Source organism: uncultured Fenollaria sp., from assembly GCF_934202865.1.
In the GTDB taxonomy this organism is placed as follows: Bacteria; Bacillota; Clostridia; order Tissierellales; family Peptoniphilaceae; genus Fenollaria.
Map to the genome: position 1 here is coordinate 1 of NZ_CAKPYL010000011.1, position 19,167 is coordinate 19,167.

The 19,167-nt window shown below is 39.4% G+C and carries 20 protein-coding genes; 2 read left to right on the forward strand and 18 right to left on the reverse strand.

What is annotated here, in order from left to right:
• From Q0E71_RS02290 to Q0E71_RS02300, 3 genes are all read right to left on the reverse strand, one after another.
• A partial coding sequence (locus Q0E71_RS02290; protein ID WP_294795583.1) for an AAA domain-containing protein occupies nucleotides 1-2,143 on the reverse strand: 2,143 nt, incomplete at its 3' end.
• 12 nt (nucleotides 2,144-2,155) lie between these two features.
• A complete protein-coding gene (locus Q0E71_RS02295; RefSeq protein WP_294795585.1) occupies nucleotides 2,156-3,301 on the reverse strand; it encodes a hypothetical protein in 1,146 nt (381 codons plus the stop codon).
• Nucleotides 3,302-3,320: 19 nt separating this feature from the next.
• Nucleotides 3,321-4,604, reverse strand: a complete 1,284-nt coding sequence (locus tag Q0E71_RS02300; RefSeq protein ID WP_294795587.1) for a serine dehydratase subunit alpha family protein — start codon at nucleotides 4,602-4,604, stop codon at nucleotides 3,321-3,323.
• A gap of 181 nt (nucleotides 4,605-4,785) precedes the next feature.
• On the opposite strand from Q0E71_RS02300, the gene Q0E71_RS02305 reads away from it, so the two are divergent.
• A complete protein-coding gene (locus Q0E71_RS02305) occupies nucleotides 4,786-6,432 on the forward strand; it encodes a tryptophanase (RefSeq protein ID WP_294795589.1) in 1,647 nt (548 codons plus the stop codon).
• Between the two features lie 88 nt (nucleotides 6,433-6,520).
• Here Q0E71_RS02305 and Q0E71_RS02310 read toward each other — a convergent pair whose 3' ends face one another.
• The 15 genes from Q0E71_RS02310 to Q0E71_RS02380 form a co-directional block, all read right to left on the reverse strand.
• Nucleotides 6,521-6,724, reverse strand: coding sequence for a DUF951 domain-containing protein (locus Q0E71_RS02310; protein WP_294795591.1), 204 nt, complete (start codon nucleotides 6,722-6,724; stop codon nucleotides 6,521-6,523).
• On the reverse strand, nucleotides 6,724-6,939 hold the full coding sequence (locus Q0E71_RS02315; protein WP_058259991.1) for a DUF3343 domain-containing protein: 216 nt from the start codon (nucleotides 6,937-6,939) through the stop codon (nucleotides 6,724-6,726). Before Q0E71_RS02315 ends, Q0E71_RS02310 begins: the two co-directional genes overlap by 1 nt.
• Nucleotides 6,939-7,514 (reverse strand): sulfurtransferase-like selenium metabolism protein YedF, encoded by a 576-nt coding sequence (gene yedF / locus Q0E71_RS02320; RefSeq protein ID WP_294795594.1) that lies wholly within the window; start codon nucleotides 7,512-7,514, stop codon nucleotides 6,939-6,941. Before yedF ends, Q0E71_RS02315 begins: the two co-directional genes overlap by 1 nt.
• 83 nt (nucleotides 7,515-7,597) lie before the next feature.
• The gene (locus Q0E71_RS02325; RefSeq protein ID WP_294795595.1) at nucleotides 7,598-8,683 is read right to left on the reverse strand and encodes a hypothetical protein; all 1,086 of its coding nucleotides are present in this window, start codon (nucleotides 8,681-8,683) and stop codon (nucleotides 7,598-7,600) included.
• A gap of 1 nt (nucleotide 8,684) precedes the next feature.
• Nucleotides 8,685-9,743, reverse strand: coding sequence for an S-methyl-5-thioribose-1-phosphate isomerase (locus Q0E71_RS02330; RefSeq protein ID WP_294795597.1), 1,059 nt, complete (start codon nucleotides 9,741-9,743; stop codon nucleotides 8,685-8,687).
• Nucleotides 9,733-10,371, reverse strand: a complete 639-nt coding sequence (locus Q0E71_RS02335; protein WP_294795599.1) for a class II aldolase/adducin family protein — start codon at nucleotides 10,369-10,371, stop codon at nucleotides 9,733-9,735. Before Q0E71_RS02335 ends, Q0E71_RS02330 begins: the two co-directional genes overlap by 11 nt.
• Nucleotides 10,372-11,262, reverse strand: a complete 891-nt coding sequence (locus tag Q0E71_RS02340) for a stage 0 sporulation family protein (RefSeq protein WP_294795601.1) — start codon at nucleotides 11,260-11,262, stop codon at nucleotides 10,372-10,374.
• Between the two features lie 4 nt (nucleotides 11,263-11,266).
• Nucleotides 11,267-12,184 (reverse strand): hypothetical protein, encoded by a 918-nt coding sequence (locus Q0E71_RS02345; protein WP_294795603.1) that lies wholly within the window; start codon nucleotides 12,182-12,184, stop codon nucleotides 11,267-11,269.
• A 10-nt stretch (nucleotides 12,185-12,194) separates the two neighbouring features.
• Nucleotides 12,195-12,521, reverse strand: a complete 327-nt coding sequence (locus Q0E71_RS02350) for a cyclic-di-AMP receptor (RefSeq protein WP_058259984.1) — start codon at nucleotides 12,519-12,521, stop codon at nucleotides 12,195-12,197.
• 1 nt (nucleotide 12,522) lies between these two features.
• A complete protein-coding gene (gene tmk, locus Q0E71_RS02355; protein WP_294795606.1) occupies nucleotides 12,523-13,149 on the reverse strand; it encodes a dTMP kinase in 627 nt (208 codons plus the stop codon).
• Nucleotides 13,149-14,561 carry an aminotransferase class I/II-fold pyridoxal phosphate-dependent enzyme gene (locus Q0E71_RS02360; protein ID WP_294795609.1) on the reverse strand — a complete coding sequence of 471 codons (1,413 nt, stop codon included), beginning with the start codon at nucleotides 14,559-14,561 and terminating at the stop codon, nucleotides 13,149-13,151. Before Q0E71_RS02360 ends, tmk begins: the two co-directional genes overlap by 1 nt.
• 11 nt (nucleotides 14,562-14,572) lie before the next feature.
• The gene (locus tag Q0E71_RS02365; protein ID WP_294795611.1) at nucleotides 14,573-15,250 is read right to left on the reverse strand and encodes a hypothetical protein; all 678 of its coding nucleotides are present in this window, start codon (nucleotides 15,248-15,250) and stop codon (nucleotides 14,573-14,575) included.
• Between the two features lie 9 nt (nucleotides 15,251-15,259).
• On the reverse strand, nucleotides 15,260-16,069 hold the full coding sequence (ispE, locus tag Q0E71_RS02370) for a 4-(cytidine 5'-diphospho)-2-C-methyl-D-erythritol kinase (RefSeq protein ID WP_294795645.1): 810 nt from the start codon (nucleotides 16,067-16,069) through the stop codon (nucleotides 15,260-15,262).
• A 373-nt stretch (nucleotides 16,070-16,442) separates the two neighbouring features.
• On the reverse strand, nucleotides 16,443-16,673 hold the full coding sequence (locus tag Q0E71_RS02375; protein ID WP_058259979.1) for a Veg family protein: 231 nt from the start codon (nucleotides 16,671-16,673) through the stop codon (nucleotides 16,443-16,445).
• Between the two features lie 111 nt (nucleotides 16,674-16,784).
• Nucleotides 16,785-18,302: a S1C family serine protease gene (locus tag Q0E71_RS02380; protein WP_294795613.1), complete on the reverse strand. Its 1,518-nt coding sequence runs from the start codon at nucleotides 18,300-18,302 to the stop codon at nucleotides 16,785-16,787.
• Nucleotides 18,303-18,398: 96 nt separating this feature from the next.
• Here Q0E71_RS02380 and Q0E71_RS02385 point away from each other — a divergent pair, with 96 nt between their 5' ends.
• Nucleotides 18,399-19,154, forward strand: a complete 756-nt coding sequence (locus Q0E71_RS02385) for an exodeoxyribonuclease III (RefSeq protein WP_294795615.1) — start codon at nucleotides 18,399-18,401, stop codon at nucleotides 19,152-19,154.
• Nucleotides 19,155-19,167 lie beyond the last annotated feature (13 nt).

Here is a 19,167-nt window from a genome sequence, read left to right on the forward strand (position 1 = left end):
AGCTTAATAGTTCTTTATTTTCAATTAGCTTTTCTCTATCGAAATCATCATTTGTCTTATATATAAGCTCATCAAATAGCGCTTTTAGCTCGGATATCTTGATATCTAGATTGATGTTGACTATGGCGTCGTCCATATCCTCTACAGTTACTAAACCTTGGCCGTTGATGCTAACGCTTGTAAGTACTTTCTTCCACGAGTTTTTAAACATCGCGGATATACCCTTGATCTTTTTGCCATCAACAAGTCTTGATCTCATCTCTTCAAGTGACTGTCTTAGCTCTTTTTGATTCATATCAGCTGGGTAGATAAGTCTCTTGCCTCTTAGGTGCTCAACGTTTCTATCGTAGTAGTCATCAAGCTCTGTGATTAGCTCTGTTAGTCTAATGTAGCTCTTCTTATCAGCATTGCCTGCCTTGGCACTAACAATGACTTTGATTTGCCAATCTTCTAGCTCGTCAAGACTATTGATATAGTCAATCTTTTCGTAGATATCGCTAAAATCTTCATCAGCCTTGCCATGGTAAAGTGCATTTTGATCAAGGTAGACTCTTTCCTTTAAAGTGATATTTCTTCTGATCTCTTCCTTAAGCGTCTTCGCTCTAAGAAGTGCTGCATCCATCGCATCTATAGTCTTTTCAAGGTCTTCTGGATTAAGTATGCTGTTTGGATCTGGTAGACCTATATTTAATTCTTTTTCGTCCTCTCTCGTAAGAGCCTCGTTTGAGTAGTACAAAAAGTCTATGTCTCCCTTTGATATCGGTAGCGCCTCATATAGCTTAACCTCGCCCGGTATCTTGTTTAGACCGTCGTGATCATGCAAAAATCTTGCCGCGTCTATTGGGCTGAAGACTTCTTCACCTATATTAATACTCTTTAGCTCAGATGATTTGATGCTAAAGATTTTCTTTCTTGTTTCGTTAAGTCTCTCGATAAGAATGTTTCTATCCATATTGAGCTTTTGTATCTTTTCTTTAAGCTCTTCTATGGAGTGATTGCTTATATAATCAGTGATCGAGTCGATGGACTTCTCCATGTCCTCGTTGTTGTCGTCAATAGTCGATACGCAAAGGGCTCTGATCTCTTCTTGAGTCATGCTCTTTAGTACAGATAGTGCCTTCTTTGTTTGTGAAGCGACTAAAACAGTTTTGCCTCTTGCAAGTATATCGCCCAATAGGTTCGCTATGGTATGCGTTTTACCTGTGCCCGGCGGTCCTTGCACCAAAACAGTATCGTAGTTAGCGATTCTCTCGGCTACTTCAAGCTGCTCCTTGTTCGCTTCCTTAGTGAATAAAACGCTTTGCGAGATGCCCTCGATGTTTCTGATCTTGTCCTCAAGCGTTTCTGCTCTCTCTTCTGTTTCCTTTTCCTTGATGTTTACGCCGCATAGATTAAGTAGGCTCTTGTTCACTTCCGAACCCTTTTCTATGGACTCAATCATCTCGTCAAGATTTTGTATAAAGTCAGTCTCTTTATTTCTTAAGAATAATAGTGGTCTATTGATTATGGTGAAAGCCTTATCCGTTTCGCTCACACCAGCCTCTTCATAAGATGAGTCCGTATGTAACCTCTTCGCCATAGACTTCATTAGCTCAGCCATTGACGCTGTGTCAAATGGGTGGTAGTAGTTCATGGAGATGTGCTCCATGATATTCTTTAGCTCCAAGTGATTAATACTGTCAATCATTGATATTAGCTTGATATCAAGAGTCATGTCTCTGTTTGTATCGCGTATCGCTATACTATCTTTCCTTGAGTCAAAATCAATTGCCGCCCTCTTTATTAATATAGGATGATAGATATTGGCATCGTATTTAGATATTAAAATGCCATTGGCAAAGACTAATTCATATAGGTGCGATTCGTTCTCAAGCTTGTAATATAGCTCTCTGAACTCCTTGAATAAATTTTGCACTCTAATATCTTCTTGCGTTTTTTGCGAATAAGGTCTAGTGATTCTAAGGATCACGTCGCTCGTCGAATCGCTTCCGCAAGAAAAGTAGAGGAATTTATTGTTAAGGTTAATCTCGTCCAAATACTTGTTCCAAAGCTCGTCCTTAACGTTTAATATAGGCTTGTACTTGTCGTCAATAGTTTGCCTAATGTATTTAAATAATGAAATTACTCTTTGTCTCTCGTCCATTTCTTCTCCTATCTATGCTAATAGTGTAAATAGTATGTGTGCTGAAAAGCCAGCTGCTAAGCCGCCTATAGTGTGTGCGAATATTGATTTGCCTGCTAGATCGTTATAGCCAAGGGCATCCATCATCGCAATATGTGTAGAAAGATAGCCTGACCAGCACATGCAGATAGCTGTGAAGACAGCTATGTCTGAGGCATTTGCTGCACCTGTATTAATTAGTTCAGGTACTAGGCCTATAGCAGCTCCTGCTGAACCAAGTGCTGTGATTGGAACGGCTATGCACTTGCCCGATGTAAAACCGAATAATGGCTTGATTATAAAGCTTAGTTTGTCCGCAATCATTGGAAGTAGCTTTACTCCTTCCTTTGCAGCGCCTGTGTAAAGCCCATCTGGTCCCGGTCCATTAGTTAGTATAAGTACCACGGTGCAGATAAGTATAACACCCGGAACTATTGATAAGCCCATGTCTACACCTATCTTGCCTCCATCTAGTAAGGCGTCTATAAATCTATTGAAAATCGATCCTTCTCTAACTGGTCTTAGGTCCATAGTTGCCTTAGATGCGTCTGCATCGCCGACAGCCATCGCCTCAAGACCAAATTTCTTCTTGGTAAATATCATCATAATTCTAACACTAACGATAGAGCCGATGATTGCTCCTAAATTACCTATAAGCGCTGCCTTTATACTGCCGTCTATCTTTAGTCCCATCATAGTAGTAGTCGTGATAAATCCCATACCAAAGGCTGTGCCTATGTTTGTCAAGACTGGCACTTGATATTTTTTGAAATACCTTAAAAAGTTTTTATCCTTAGCTAGAGCAAGTATCGATGGGTTATCTGATAAGTAGCATGTCAAAACGCCGACAGATGCCGCTCCCGGCAAATCGTATATCGGCTTCATTAGTTTTGACAAGAGCTTATTGATTAAGGATATAACACCAAACTCGCTTAGTATGGCCGATAGTCCTCCTGCAACTACGGCTATGGCCATGATATAAAAGCAGACTTCCATAAGCAAGGCATAAGCTGTATTCATAAAGGTATTGATTAAGTTAATGGCTCCCATCTTAGATGAAAGATAGTAGAAAAAGGCAAATAGTACTGCCAAAAAGATAAATGTTTCTAAGCTGATGGCTTTTTTAAATTTTCTTTCCATAATTTTTTCCTGTTAAAATTTATTTTATAATCTCAAGCATCACGTCGTCAACTCTGTTAAACGCGCTTCTGCAAAGAAGTCCAACGTTTTTGATAGTGTCTTCAATAGTGCCTGAAACAACTCCGACATTTTCCTTAGGAGTGCAGCCGTTAAGTGCTAAAAACGCGCTAAGTACTGCTTCGCCTGCACATGTCGATAGCTTTAAGGAGCAAGTATTTTTTGCCCCGTCGCAGATAAGTCCAGTAAGGTTTGCAAACATGTTTGAGCAAGCGCCTTCGATTTCTTCGTCTGTTCCACCCATCATCATGGTGATGCCTGCTGCAGCGCCAAGTCCAGCTGCTATAGCACAGCCGCACATGCCAGATAGCTTTCCTGAGAAAGTCTTGACAAAACGATTGATGGCGTGACCGAAGTATATCGCTCTAATCATGTCTTCTTTATCTAAGTCGAATTCTTCATATATTAAGTATACAGGTATGATAACGTTGATGCCTTGGTTACCGCTGCCGCCGCTTGTCATAACCATGCAGTTACCGCCACTCATCCTCATATCAGCAGCTGCCGCAGTTAATATTCTGGTTCTTGTATAGGCATCGTTTGAAATTATGTTTTTGTTCTCCATCTTCTTAAGGCTTTGTCCTAAAAGATTCGAGTTTTTAAGCTTAAGTCCCTCATTTGCAGCGCGCATATTCATCTCAACGCCCTCTTCAATAAAGGCAAGCTCTTCCATTGGCGTATATAAGACAAGCTCTTTAATCTTTTTAAGAGTAAGTTTTGACATAAATTCCTTCACATCGTCCTTTGCTTCGTCTAACTTATTCTCATAAAGAACTTCGTCATCCACTTTTATGTATTCAACATTAGTATGTCCCTTTTGTAAAAGGCCCTCTACTGTCATGTCGTCAAATTTTAAACTCATCTTAACGTATATGTCAGGTGTATCTTCATCGTAGCTTAGCTTGATATTTAAAGTCTCTCTAAGCTCCTTCGCTCTAGCTATCATCTCGTCAGTAAATTTAGTTAAAACAAGAAGGCCGTCGTCCTTATTGCCTCCGCTTAGGCCCAAGATAGCTGCAAGGTCAAGACCGCAAGTACCAGTATTAGGTATAGTAACGCTCTTACCATTCTTATAGATGTTCTTGCTAACAACTACATCGATCTCATTAGCCTTAGCAATGTCATCTTTTATGTACTTTTTTATAAACGCTCCAAGGTAACACACGGCGATGGGCTCGGTGCATCCAAGGGCAGGCATGGTATCTTCTTTGATGATATCAAGAAGCTCCTTTTCTTCATTAGTCATAGTATCACTCCTAAAAAATAATCTCCAAGATGATTATAACACAAAAAAGTCTTTACTTCAATGATTTTAAAAAGGAGAGAATGGTTTTTTATAAAATATTTATTCTCTTGACTTTCATATGCTAAAAGCTTATACTAGAATTAGTGGACTAAGCTCACATAAAATTCAAAGGAGGTATATTATGAGTGAAAAATATCCATTAAATGTTCCTACGCCAACACACTTTACATATGTGGTTAAGGACCTTCCAAAGGTAACAGTAGAAGAGCGTGAAAAGGCACTTAAGGCAACTCACTACAACGAGTTTGCGTTTCCATCGGGGCTCTTAACTATTGACATGCTATCTGACTCGGGTACGACTGCCATGACTAACACTCAGTGGTCATCGATGTTCTTAGGTGACGAGGCATATGGCAGAAACACTGGCTACTACGTTCTTCTTGATACTTTTAGAGACATCTTTGAACGCGGCGGCGAAAAGAACTGGAAGAAAACTCTAGATCTAGTTAGAACTGATTGCAGAGACGTTAAGAAGATGATGGACGAAGTTTATCTGTGCGAGTACGAAGGCGGCCTCTTCAATGGCGGCGCAGCGCAAATGGAAAGACCTAACTCCTTTATCATTCAACAAGGACGTGCTGCTGAATCGGTTCTTATGGAGATAGTTAGAAATATATTGACTGAGCGCCATCCAGGCAAGGTCTTCACTATACCATCGAACGGTCACTTCGATACAACTGAAGGCAATATCAAGCAAATGGGCTCTATACCAAGAAATTTATATAACAAAAAACTTTTATATGAAATACCTGAGGGCGGCAAATATGACAAGAATCCATTCAAAGGCAATATGGACTTAGAAAAATTAGAAGAGCTAATAAATGCTGTCGGAGTTGAAAACGTTCCACTAATCTTTATGTGCATCACTAACAACACTGTTTGCGGTCAACCCGTATCCATGGCGAACATAAGAGAAGTAAATAAAATCGCTCACAAATACGATATACCACTTATCTTTGACGTGGCTCGTTGGGCAGAAAACTCTTACTTCATCAAAATGAATGAAGAAGGCTACAAAGACAAATCCATCGCCGAGATAGCGACTGAGATGTTCTCATACTGTGACGGCTTCTGTATGTCAGCTAAAAAGGATGGCCACGCTAATATGGGCGGCATGCTAGCCTTTAGAGACAAGGGGCTATTCTGGCAAAAGTTCTCTGACTTTAATGAAGACGGCTCCATGAAGATGGATGTCGGCGTAAGACTTAAAGTTAAGCAAATCTCTTGCTACGGCAACGACTCCTATGGCGGCATGAGTGGCCACGACATCATGGCACTAGCTGTTGGTCTATATGAGAGCTGCGATTTTAATTACATGGACAGCCGTGTTAAGCAAGTCGAGTACCTTGCTCAAGGCTTCTACAAGGCAGGCGTTAAGGGCGTTGTCCTACCTGCTGGCGGTCATGCAGTCTACATCAACATGGACGAGTTCTTCGATGGCAAGCGCGGTCACGATACTTTCGCTGGACAAGGATTTTCGCTTGAACTTATTAGGCGCTACGGCATAAGAGTTGCTGAGCTTGGTGACTTCTCAATGGAGTATGACCTTAAGACGCCTGAGCAACAAGCTGAACTAGCAAACGTAGTTCGCTTTGCAATAGACAGAAGCAGACTTACTCAAGAGCACCTTGATTATGTTATAGCAGCTGTCAAAGCACTTTATGAAGATAGAGAAAGCATTCCAAATATGAAGATACTTTGGGGTAAGAACTTACCTATGAGACACTTCCACGCATTCTTGGAACCATATAAACACGAAGAAAAATAATTTATATACGCTAATGGCGGCACTTTATGTGCCGCCATTTTTGTTCTGCGCGCATAAAAATAGAGATGCGAATAAAATCACATCTCCATCATCTTATGCTAATAAATTTTCCGTCTCTATAAATTTTTCTCACGTACTTCTCAAAGTCCTCTTTACTAAAGCCTATCACTCTATCGCATTTGCTGCACTTAAGAGTAACGCCTTCATCCATTGATATGATTTTAAATTCATCACTGCCACATGGGTGGGCCTTCTTCATCTTAACAAGATCATTTTGCTTATATAGAAGCATTAGTAATCAAAGACCTCGCCTTCAATTTTCTTGTCCTCGATCAGTTTATTTACTCTGTCAAGGTCATCCTTGTTAAAGACTATTGACAAGCCGCAAGACAAGCTAACGTGTCTTGGTGTTGGTATCATCTTGTACTCGATTGCTTCACTCTTAAAAACGCCTTCAGCAAGTATTGCGTGGTGAGTTGAGTTGAAGCTTAAAACGTATCTCTTCATTATGATAAAACTATGTTTCTATCTGCCTTTTCTAATGTTTCATAGATAGTGTACATATTAGAGATTTCGCCAACTGCAAGCTTTTCTTTTAAGCCGTAGAAGTCTAGACAAGTACCGCATGAAATGATCTTAACGCCATTGTCTGCCATGTTCTTAATGTCTTCAAGCACTTCGCTGCCTTCACAAGTTAATTTAACTCCGCCATTGAAGAAGACTATAGTCTTTGGTAGTGGAGCTGTTTGTGAAACTGTATATAAGAAGCTCTTGATAAGTATTGCGCCAAGCTTTTCGTCGCCGTGGCCCATAACGTTAGTGCCTACACCTATAACAAATGTTTCGTCGTCTGCTTTTACTTCAACAGCGTGATCTTTGTTGATAGTTACTTTGTAGTCTTCGCCCACTTCTTCAACTGTAGCCTTAAGTCCCATGGACTCAGCTAGTCTTGATAAGTTTTCAGTAGCAACCTTGTTATCTACAAGTGTGCAAACTACACCTGTTTCCATTGCGTCCAATTCTTTCTTTGTTAATATAACTGGCTTTGGACATGCCAATTTTCTTGCATCTATTTCCTTCATAAATACCGCCTCCTACTTATAATTTATACTTAAAATAGATTTCTGTCAAGATATTTTATACTATTATAAATAATTCTTATACTTTAGCCTATCTTTATTGAATAAATTGTTATGTTCTCATCAGAGACTACAGCGATAAAGCCTCCGCTCACATAAATATTTCTTATGTCCTCTTGCATGTCTTTCATATAGTACTTAGCCTTATATGGTATATAAATTTCTCTTTCTGAGTAAACGATGTAGTCGTTATTATACTTAAGCATGCTCTTCACATTTTGATTAAATGTATGCTCGTCAAGAACTTCTGCTTTATTATTAAGCGTCATAAGCTTATCATCAGCTAGCAAATAGACTTTTGATCCATCGACAGCTATGTCCTTAAGAGTATTGTACTCTTTTTTGAATACAATAGCGTCCTCTTGCATATAGTATAGCGCTTTGTTTGTCGCAACAAGCTTCATGTCCTTAAGATCCGCGATAAAGGCAATGACTTCGTCGTTAAACTTGTAATAGAGTTTGTTCTCGCCCTTTCTATTGATCTCCTTATACAAAGAGGCCTTGATCTCACTTGAATACGGGTCGAAGGAGGCTATCTGCATAGTCTTGAAGTCCTTGTCGACATTGTATGTGAGTATCGGGTTTAGCGCCTTGTATCTAAAGCGTTCAGTGAAGTCATCGTCATAAGCACGAAGCGTTTCATTGAAGTTGTCACTTAACCAAGCAGTGTATCTGCCGCCTTTTTCATCTATAAACGATATTGCCTCGTCATAATTAAAGTCCTTCACGTCTTTTAGGTCATCATAGCTCAAAATATTGACAATACCATTAGGCGCGTCAGTCGAGTAGATGTACTTGTCCTTAAAAAGCACGTTCGCGCTCTTCGCTTCGAAGTCCCTTCTCATTAGCTCTTCGTCGCTCATGCCAGTCATAACGAGAGTACCATCTTTATGATAATAGATATGGCCATCTCTAAAGCAAACTCTCATGTCCGATGTTAAATTCCTTGAATAAACTTTGTCAAGACTAAGGGTCTTGTCGCTCTTTAGGTGGAGCTTAGTCAAAAAGCCGACCACTTTATCAGGAAAAGCAAAAGTCGCTGCAAGAAATAAGATTAAAACCACAGCTATAGTGATGAGTATTTGTTTGTAAATATTCATTTCCTTAAACATTTTAATAATAATCCACTTCTCCCATATTGCCATATGAAGCTAAATCATATGGTGCAAAGACGCCTCTGTCAGTAACTACTGCCGAAACTAGTTCTGGCGGAGTCACGTCGAAGGCTGGATAAAATCCCTTAACGCCCTTCATTACATGGCTCTTGCCCATAAAGGATGTCGCTTCATGAGGGTCTCTCTTTTCTATACTTATATCGTCAATCGATTTACCTAAATCAGGTATGCCAGTTACAAAGTACGGTATACCCATGTATTTTGCGCAAATTGCTAGCTGCAAAGTGCCTACCTTGTTAACAACGTAGCCTTCCTTAGTGATGCTATCAGCTGCTGAGGTGAATAGGCTAATGTTCTTCTCTTTCATTGTCCACGCGCCCATATTGTCAGTGATGACTGTAACGTCCTCGCCTTGGCTCCTTAGTACTGAAGCTGTTAGTCTCGCTCCTTGTAAGAATGGTCTTGTCTCTGGACAATAAACTTTAATCTTTTTGCCAAGCTCTTTCGCTCTAAGCATCATATAGCCAACTATGGTCTCGCCAAAGCATTGCGTCATGATGGCGCCTTCGTCAGGCATTAGCTTTGCTAAGTTCTTCGCCACCTCGTTTATAGCTGAGTACCTTCTCTCTAGTGACTCGACTGCTCCTTTGAATATCTCTTCGTATGGAACTAAGTCCTTCTCTATCGCGTCCTTGGCGATATCATAGGCCCTTTCAGTTACTTGCGCCATCCTAAAAGATGTTGTTTCTCTAGCATTGGCAAGGGCTAGCTTTGCTTCGTTCATATGCTTAATGAATTTACCTTCAGTGAAGTCCTTTGCTTCATATGCAGCGAGTGCCATGCCCATAAAAGCGGCTGTATATGGCCCAGCGCTTTGAGTAACCATATTCTTAATCGCGTCTCTTACCTCTTTATAGTTAGAGCAAATTTCGTAGCGCGTTTCAATCGGGTAGACTCTTCTATCAAGTATCTTAACCTTGCCGTCTTCAAACCAAGCAACGTTCTCGTACTTAAGCATGAAGCCGAGGTCTTTGTCCATCCTGTCTTTATTGTCCATAGGACTTCATCCTTTCAATAACTGCTTCTATATCTTTTTTGCTTAATACGTGTACATCGTCTTCGAAGCGCACTATGTGATACATCTTCGCGATGTATTCTATGGTTCTAGCATTGGAGTAGGCTTCTCTAAGGTCCTTGCCTAGTGCTAAGACGCCGTGATTAGCAAGTAAACAGCCCTTTCTATCTTGAAGTGCTTTAAGAGCTGCCTCAGCTAGCTCTTGTGTGCCGAATGTAGCGTATTCAGCGCACTTTATGTCCTCACCGCCAAGGTCGGCCATGATGTAGTGAAGTGCTCCAAGGGGCTTACGAAGTGTGCTGTAGCTAGTTGCATATATCGAGTGTGTATGAACTATGCTTCTTATCTCGGGTCTGTTCTTATAAACAAGCGCGTGTAAAAATGATTCTGTCGATGGCTTGTTCTTGCCCTCAAGTATATTTAGATCTAGGTCCATAACAACAAGGTCATCAAAGTTCATGTGATCGTATGGAATACCCGATGGTGTGATAACCATCGCCTTTTCATCCGGGTCATATATACTTAGATTGCCAGCTGTGCCAACACTTAGCTCATCTATAATCATCTTTTTAGCGTATTCAATAAGTAATTTTTTATCTTGTATAAACATCTAGTCACCTTCTATATTTTTAATATCTTCATTATCATCATCTGTATATGATTCTTGAATGTAGTTTCTATCGATTTTGCCTGTATCCTTGACTTCATCAGCAAAAGTCAATATAACTTTGCCAACGTTGTCGCCTTCCTTAAGCTCGACCTTTAAGGATTGCTTAAGAATGTATCTGTCGATGACAACGCCCTTGCCTTGCTCAGTGATAATTATTGCGCCTATCCTTGGCATCTTATCAACTAATTCGTTATATTGATCAGCCTCATAATTTAGGCAGCACATAAGTCTACCGCAAAGACCAGATAGCTTGCTTCCGTTAAGCGTTAAGTCTTGGTTCTTCGCAAGGCTTATGCTTATAGGTGAGAAGTCACCTAAGAATGACGAGCAACAAGTCTTTCTGCCGCACTTACCAACTGATGGTATGCACTTTGCTTCGTCTCTGACGCCAACTTGTCTAAGCTCAATACGCATTCTAAATATTCTTGCAAGATCCTTAACAAGCTCTCTAAAGTCAACACGGCCCTCAGCTGTAAAGAAAAAGATAACTTTGTTTAAATCAAGAGTGAAGTCAACGTCAAGTAAGTTCATTCCAAGACCATATTCCTCGTTCTTTTGTATAAATATCTCTCTCGCTTCAGCCTTTCTATTGTCATTGTCAAGTTTTTGAGCAATGTCCCTCTCAGTCGCCTTTCTGATGATTGGCTTAAGAGGTATGCCAAACTCATCAAGGTCTATCTCCTTATTTGCGATGACAACGTCACCTAGCTCAAGACCTCTAACAGTCTCAACTACGACCTTGTCATCAGTAGTAAATTCTTGCTCCATAGGATCGAAGTAAAAAATCTTTCCTATGGGCTTAAATCTTACGCCAATTATTTTTTTATTCATTTAATCACCTATCAAATTTTTCTATCATATTTAAAACTAAAGTCTCGAGATGCAGTCTAAAGTTACCGCTATTACCCAAGTATCTTTTAGTCTCTTCTATCATGTCAATACTATCTACCAAGTCATATAGAGCGAGCCCTTTAAGGCTTTTAATCTCGTCTTTGTAGTCAAGATTAATTATCCTTTCTTCACTCGAGGCTATATCCTTGATAAAAATTTCAAAGTATGTAAGTATTTTTTCAATATCATCTTTCTTCTCTTCTAAAATCGCAAGGTCCTTGATGCTCTCATAACGCTTTGCCTTTAACACGTTAATGGCTGCGGCTATGCTCGCCTTTCTGAGCTGCATCTCGTTTTCGTCTTCAATAAAGGATTTAAGCGCACTTATATCACCCATGGCAATGGATGCATATAGCTCTTTATTATCAAGCTTTGGATAATTTTCATTGATGTATGCCATAAGCTCGGCCTCACTAAGAGGCATCACTCTAATCACTTTGCTTCTTGAGATGATGGTGTCAAGTATCATGTTAAGGCTCTTAGTAACTAAGATGACTACAACATAACTTGGCGCCTCCTCAAGCGTTTTTAGTAGAACATTTTGGCTCTCGACTTGAATGTCTTCTGCGCCCAGAAGCATATAGACCTTTCGATCGAGCTCGAAGGGCCTTATGTAAACATCCTTTGCTATCGTTTGAGCGTCTTCTTTCTTAATCTTATCCGACTTACCAAAGAGAGCAAAGTCTGCTTTTTTCTCAGGAATTTTTGACTTAAGAAGAAGCCCTGCAAATTCCATCGCAAGGCTTTCTAGATAATCACTGTCTTTGCCTTCAAAAATATAGGACGATACAATTTTATTATTATTGATATCGTTATAAAGTATTTTTTTTACTTCATCATTCCCAAATATTTTCTCAAACACAAATTTACTCCTAAACTCTTAAAAATTCTTCTACGTTTAATACAAATAATGTTGCTCCACCAACTTTTACTTCAAGTGGATATGGAACAAAAGTATCTCCAGGCATAGTTACAGTAAGTAAAGATGTAGTTATCTCTCTTGTCTTGCAGTTATGATCGACAAGTTCCTTAACTTCATTTACTTTGTCATCTTCAACACCTATAAGTAATGTAGTGTTGCCAGATTTTAAAAAGCCGCCTGTTGAAGAAAGCTTTGTTACTCTATACTTTTTTTCTGTAAGAGCATCCATTAGTGCATTAACATCTTGATCTTGAACGATTGCTACAATTAGTTTCATACTAACACTCCTTCATTAATTTTTTTACTTCCTCTAAGGCTTCGTGAGCAAGGCCCACCTTGTCCTTAGTACCATCCAATTTAATTAGCTTCATGTGATTTTCTTCATAAAGCTTTAAGTATGCTAGGTGAACCCTCTCTTGAAAGTCCTCTCCCAAAGACTCTATCCTGTCAAGCTCACCAAGCTTTTTCAGTCTTTCATAAGATTCTTTCGCATCCAAATCCATAAGTATAGTAAGGTCGGGTCTAAAGCCATCTAAGAAAAAATCATTTATCTTCATGACCTCATCTACACCAAGCCCTCTGACTATGCCTTGATAAGCAAGTGACGATAGTAAGAATCTATCTAGTATGACCGAAGTGCCCTTCTCTACATTTGGCTTAATCACCTTGTCATATAGCTCGGATCTCGATGCTGCGAAGAGAAGCGCCTCTGTGTGATAATCCATATCCTTATTTGCTTTGTCAGCCAAGATATCTCTTATCTTCTCACCAATATCAGTAGATCCTGGCTCTCTCGCGTTTATATAATCAAGGCCCATCTCATCGAAGTAGCCTGTGATTGCATCTATAACAGTGCTCTTGCCGGTTCCGTCTTGTCCCTCAAGAGCGATAACTAGTCCCTTCATTAGTCAACTACAACCAATGAGTCTTGATCATCACCAAGTAGACCAACTATATTAAGGTCCGACTCCTTAAGGAATTGTATGTGATCAAGTATCTCTTCAGTAATCTCTTCGCCTGGCACTAGTAGTGGCACTCCAGGTGGATAAGGAATTATTGGTGAAGTAACTATCTCTCCAAGTGAGTCCTTTAAGCTAATTATCTTCTTTGATGAGTAATATGCATCCGCTGGTCTGATTATAATCTTCGGATCAGGCATATTAACCTTTATATGTTTTACCTCTTCATAAGAAAGGTTCTTAGATAAATCTTTGATTGCTTCAAGAAGCTTTTCGTAGTCTTCATCCTCATTCATTAGCGTTGCAAATATTAGTGCGTAGTAGTAGTCACTCATCTCAAGCCTAATATTGTGTCTTTCGTAAAGCTCTTTTCTTAGTCTTGAGCCCTTAACTCCTTCAAGCTTGAATAATATCTTAGTGTTATCCTTTGATTTGATAGTCTTATCAAATTCATCGCCTTCAAAAACTTCAACTCTGTCAATCTTTTTAAGCTCTTCAATAAATTCCAAGCACTTAGTTACATTGTGATGAAGCTTTTCTCTGCCTTCGCCATCCATATACGCACAAGCTGTTTCATTCGATAGCGTAAATAGATACGATGGTGATGTAGTTGTATATAGTTGGAATCTATCTTTTAGCTTATTGATGTCTATCCTTTCAGAGCCAACATGTATCATCGATGTTTGTGTAAATCCAGTTAGCGTCTTATGAGTTGAGTGAATAACGATGTCCGCGCCACATTCAAGAGCCGACTTAGGTAGTCTGTCGTCGAACTTCATATGAGGTCCGTGAGCCTCGTCAACCATAAGTATCTTGCCGTAGTTGTGGCAGATCTCAGCTATCCTTTCAAGGTCTGAAGCGATGCCGTAGTAGTTAGTGTGAGTTACTATAACAGCCTTTACCTCAGGATTGTCAAGGATTAAGTCCTCGATCTCATCAGGGTCAACGCCAGTTAATACGTGATAGTCGTCGTTATACTTTGGATATACATAAACAGGATTTAGTCTATTTAGTATCAAAGCATTATATACTGATTTATGGCAGTTTCTTTGAACAATAACAGTATCGCCCGGCTTAGTTATAGTCGCTATAGCGATGTATATGCTTCCAGTAGAACCATTGACAGCGTAAAAAGTGTTCATAGCGCCAAATACTTTAGCCGCTTCTTGCTCACTCTCAAGTATGACCCCTCTTGGTTCAAGTAAGTTGTCCATACCATAAGTTTCTGTCGTGTCAATAGCTGGGATGTAATCGCCCCAGTTGAAAAGCGTGTTCTTTCCCTTATGACCAGGCATGTGGAAAGATACCGAATTTTCGTCTTTTAATTTTGATAGTGCTTCAAAAACAGGTCTTTTCATTAAAAACTCCTTTATACTCTATATATTTCAGTTTTTTTGCGAATGGTTCTGTACCACGAATATATCATAATTAGTATAAGTACTAAACTTAATACATAAAATATGTTCTTTACCCTAACAGCCTTTAGAAGATTACCAAGACTGTAGAATAGTCCCGCTAAAAAGAATATTAAGGACGCCCTCTGTATAGAGATGTTTCTTCGTCTGACGGCATTTCTAAATACACTCATAAAGATAAGTACCGTTAGTACGAGTGTGACTATAGTCCTAAAGACTTCCATAAATCTACTTATTCTGTCTTGGAACCAGCCATTTTGTGGTAGTAGTGTTAATATCAATAGTATCGCCACAAGTAAATATATTATGCTCGACGCCTCAGGCATTCTTCTCTTGCGAAGCGATTTAGCCGCTAGATAATAAAATATTATCAAAAGTATCGGCACCATAAGTGAACTTATAAACAAAGAGATGTTTGTAAGCCTTATTATCTTTTCGTCATCATTTAAGAACAAAGCATAAGTCCTGATGCCTAAGAAGGCGGTGACGAAGACCACATAAGTCTTTGTAAATATGCTTTGCAGCTTAAAATCCTTATCAGCATAGTTATACTTGTTGATAAAGTTATCCATAACGATAATTATTAATATATATAAAAATGTAAATATTGGTTCTAATATCTTTTGTAACAAAAAATCACCTCATATCAACTGAGTTTTGATCACAAATTGGTAGCGGTTTTTCATATGCTTATAAGCCTTATCAAGCTTTTCTTCGTCGTCATATAGACTAAAGATGCTCGAGCCAGAGCCGCTCATCATAGTCTTGAAGCCGCCTAAAGCACTCATCTTGTCGTAAAGCTCTTTAACAGCAATGTAGTTCGCAAAAACAAAGTCTTGCATATTGTTTCTAAACTTAGTAAAGTCATCTTTCTTTATAAGCTCTTCAATCTCATGACTACTTAAATGCTCACCACTAAAGTCCATGCCCTCATAAACTTCCTTCGAGCTAATGTTGATGCCGGGATTAACTAAGAGCACGTGATGCTTTTTAAGTCCTTCTACTTCCGTAATCTTTTCGCCTCTAGCTGTGCATATGGCAGCCGACTTCGAAGTAAAAAAGTTACAGTCACTACCAAGTTTTAAAAGGATATCAAAATATTCTTCCTTTGTCAAGGACAGATCATAAAGCTCATCAAGCGCCTTAAGTGTTTCGTAAGCGTTTGAGCTGCCACCAGCAAGGCCAGCGCCCATAGGTATGTTCTTCTTAAGCTCTATACTTAGTCCTTCTATATCTCTTATCTCTTTTACTAAATCATATGCCTTCTTCATGATATTGTCTTTTATATCAATATCTGTGTTAATGGTGAAGCCACTCGCCTTATTAAAGACTAGCTCATCATAAAGATCTATCTTAGACATAAGAGTGATGATGTCGTGAAAGCCATCGTCCCTTTTAGAGATGACTTCTAGATGCAAATTAATTTTCGCATATGATTTTGTTTTTATCATGACCTTCACATACTCCTCCACTGTTAATTCAATTATAACACATTTTAAATTCAATGTATAGTTTTATTTTTTATATGATTTGCGCGTGCTAATATAAGTGCCCGTCATAAGTCATCTGCCCGTCATATGCCATCCGCCCGTCATATGTCATCCGCCCGTCATACATCAACTGCCCGTCATATGCCATCCGCCCGTCATTTGTCTTTCACTCGGCATATGGCATCCGCCCGTCATTTGTCTTTCACTCGTCATATACCATCCGCTCGTCATAATGAAATCACTTTTTCAAACGAAGTGGCCCAGCCATCATCCCCGCTAAACAAAAAACGAAAAAAGGCAAAAAAAGTCCTCACATCACTGTGAGGAAAATTTTTTAGATTATTTTTACTACTACCGTCGATGTTAATACATCTGAATAAGTATACGATATAACCTGATCGTTATTTTGTCCATCTTCTAGCGTAACTGTGAATAGATTTGGATATGCTGAGGTAATCACTCCTTGAGCCTCGACAAAGGTATTTCGACCAACATTTGTCGTTAGATGCACTTTTTTACCTAAAATACTCTCAACACTCTTTCTAATTCTCTTAATTTCGTTCATAAGATGAATCCCACCCTTCATATACTTGATCTACATCTATATATAGTATAGCATACTTAATAAGATTTGTCAATCATTTATATAAATTTATTTTATAATTGTACTAAAGTCTTAGTTTTTGTTCATGCTTGTGAACTTGACTTTTACGTCCATTTCCTTGCCGTTTCTGTTTATCTTAAGTGTCGCTTCGTCGCCAATATTGTAGCCAAACATTATCGACTTAAGTGTATTGACATCGGTAACTTCTTTGTCATCTACCTTTAGTAGTATGTCGCCCGCCATGATACCGGCTTTGTCGGCTGCAGTTCCATTTGCAACGCTTAGAACGATAACGCCTTTATTTGTGTTTAGTTTGACCCTAAGAGCCGCTTCGTAGTCCTTTGCATTGTAGATGGATAGGCCTAGTTGAGCTGTTTGTGCCTTGCCTGTCTTTAAAATCGAGTTCAAAACGCCCTTAATCATATTGATAGGTATGCTAAAGCCAAGGCCTTCTGCATTAGTAAGCTTAACTGTGTTGATGCCGATGACTTCGCCTTTTGAGTTTAGTAGTGGTCCACCTGAGTTACCTGGGTTTATGGATGCGTCTGTTTGAATTAGGTTATTTATAACTTGTTTATCTACTTTTATAGTTCTATCCTTACCAGAGATAACGCCTGAAGTAACTGTTCTGTTGAAGTCAAGTCCTAGTGGGTTACCTATGGCGATAGCTATCTGACCGATTTGTACTTTGTCTGAGTCGCCTAGTTCAGCAACTGGTAAATTCTTTGCATTTATTTTGATTATGGCAAGGTCCATGTCCTCGTCCATCCACACTATCTTTGCCTTGTGTGTTGAGCCATCATCAAGTAAAACGCTTATCTTGCCGCCTTTGTTTTGCTTAGTATTATCTTTATCTTTGCTGCTATAATCATAAGCGCTGCCATTATCATCATCGTCTTCATCAATATCGTCGTCATCATCGATAGTTTTGCTTTGCTTATTGCCCGAGCTGCCTCCACCAAATGGGAAGTCGTCTCCAAATGGAAAATCGTCGAAGCCTTCGTTTGTGTTTTGCACTTCCGATTTAACTACGTGAGCGTTTGTAATGATGTAGCCGTCCGGGCTAACGATAACGCCTGAGCCAGTGCCTTTACCAAGGGCTTGTCTACCGAAGAAGTCTCTCGAAATGACTTGAGTTGTTATACCTACAACGGATGGTATAGCCTTCTTAGTGGCTGCTTCGACTATTTCAGTCGGTTGATCAATAGTAATTTTTTGTGTATCGTTTTTAGCCTCGCTGTGCATATAGTTATATGCGTTGTTCGCTCTATTGAAGATGTAAGCGCCGCCAAAACCTGTTAGCGTACCAAAGAAGATAGCAAATATGATTGACCATACAAAAACGCCTTTGCCATAACGCTTCTTTTCTTTTTTATCTACTTCGTTGTATGAGAACTTCGCTTTTCTTGGGCTTGGCCTGTCATAGTTATTTCTTTCAGGACCATTGGCCCTTCTATATGTCCTTCTCTCATAAACGTCTTCATCTGTTTGAGTAAAAGTACTTTCTTCATCATGAAGCTCTTCTACTTCCGGATTTTCAATGATATCATCATCGTCAATGATTTCATTACCATATTCATCGAATTTCATAATCTTGTCCTCCTTTTGATTTTCTAACTTTATTATAAATGTCTTTTGTGATAAAATAGTGATAAGGATGTGAAAATTTTTAAAAGAGGTGATTAAATGAAATTTATTTCGTGGAATGTTAATGGTATAAGGGCCGTCCTTAAAAAGAACTTCAATGAGTTTTTGGATGACACTATGGCTGATATATACGCATTTCAAGAGACTAAGATATCAGAAGGAATACTGATGATGGAGCGTGAAGGCTACCACGAGTACTGGAACTACGCTGAAAAGAAAGGTTACTCAGGCACTATGATACTTACTAAGACTGAGCCAAGAAATGTGACTTATGGCCTTGGCATAGCTGAGCACGATACTGAAGGCAGGGTCATAACGCTTGAGTATGATGACTTCTTCTTTGTTAATGTCTACACGCCTAATGCGCAAGATGGACTTAAGAGGATAAAGTACAGACAAGATTGGGAGGATGCGTTTAGAGACTACCTTAATGACCTTAGAAAGACTAAGGGCGTTGTTGTGTGCGGCGACTTAAATGTGGCTCACAACGAGATCGACCTTAAGAATCCAAAGGCAAACGTAGGCAAAGCGGGCTTCTCTGACGAAGAGAGAGAAAAGTTCAACGCGCTACTTGACTCGGGCTTCATCGATACATTCAGGTACTTCTACCCTGATCTTGAAGATAAATACTCTTGGTGGTCATATAGAACTAGAGCAAGATCAAGAAACGCTGGCTGGAGGATCGATTACTTCTTGGTATCGAAAGAGCTTGAATGCAATATTAAGGACGCAGCAATCCTTGATGACGTCTTGGGTTCAGACCATTGTCCAGTCTCACTTGATATAGAGTTTTAGCCTCGATTTGACA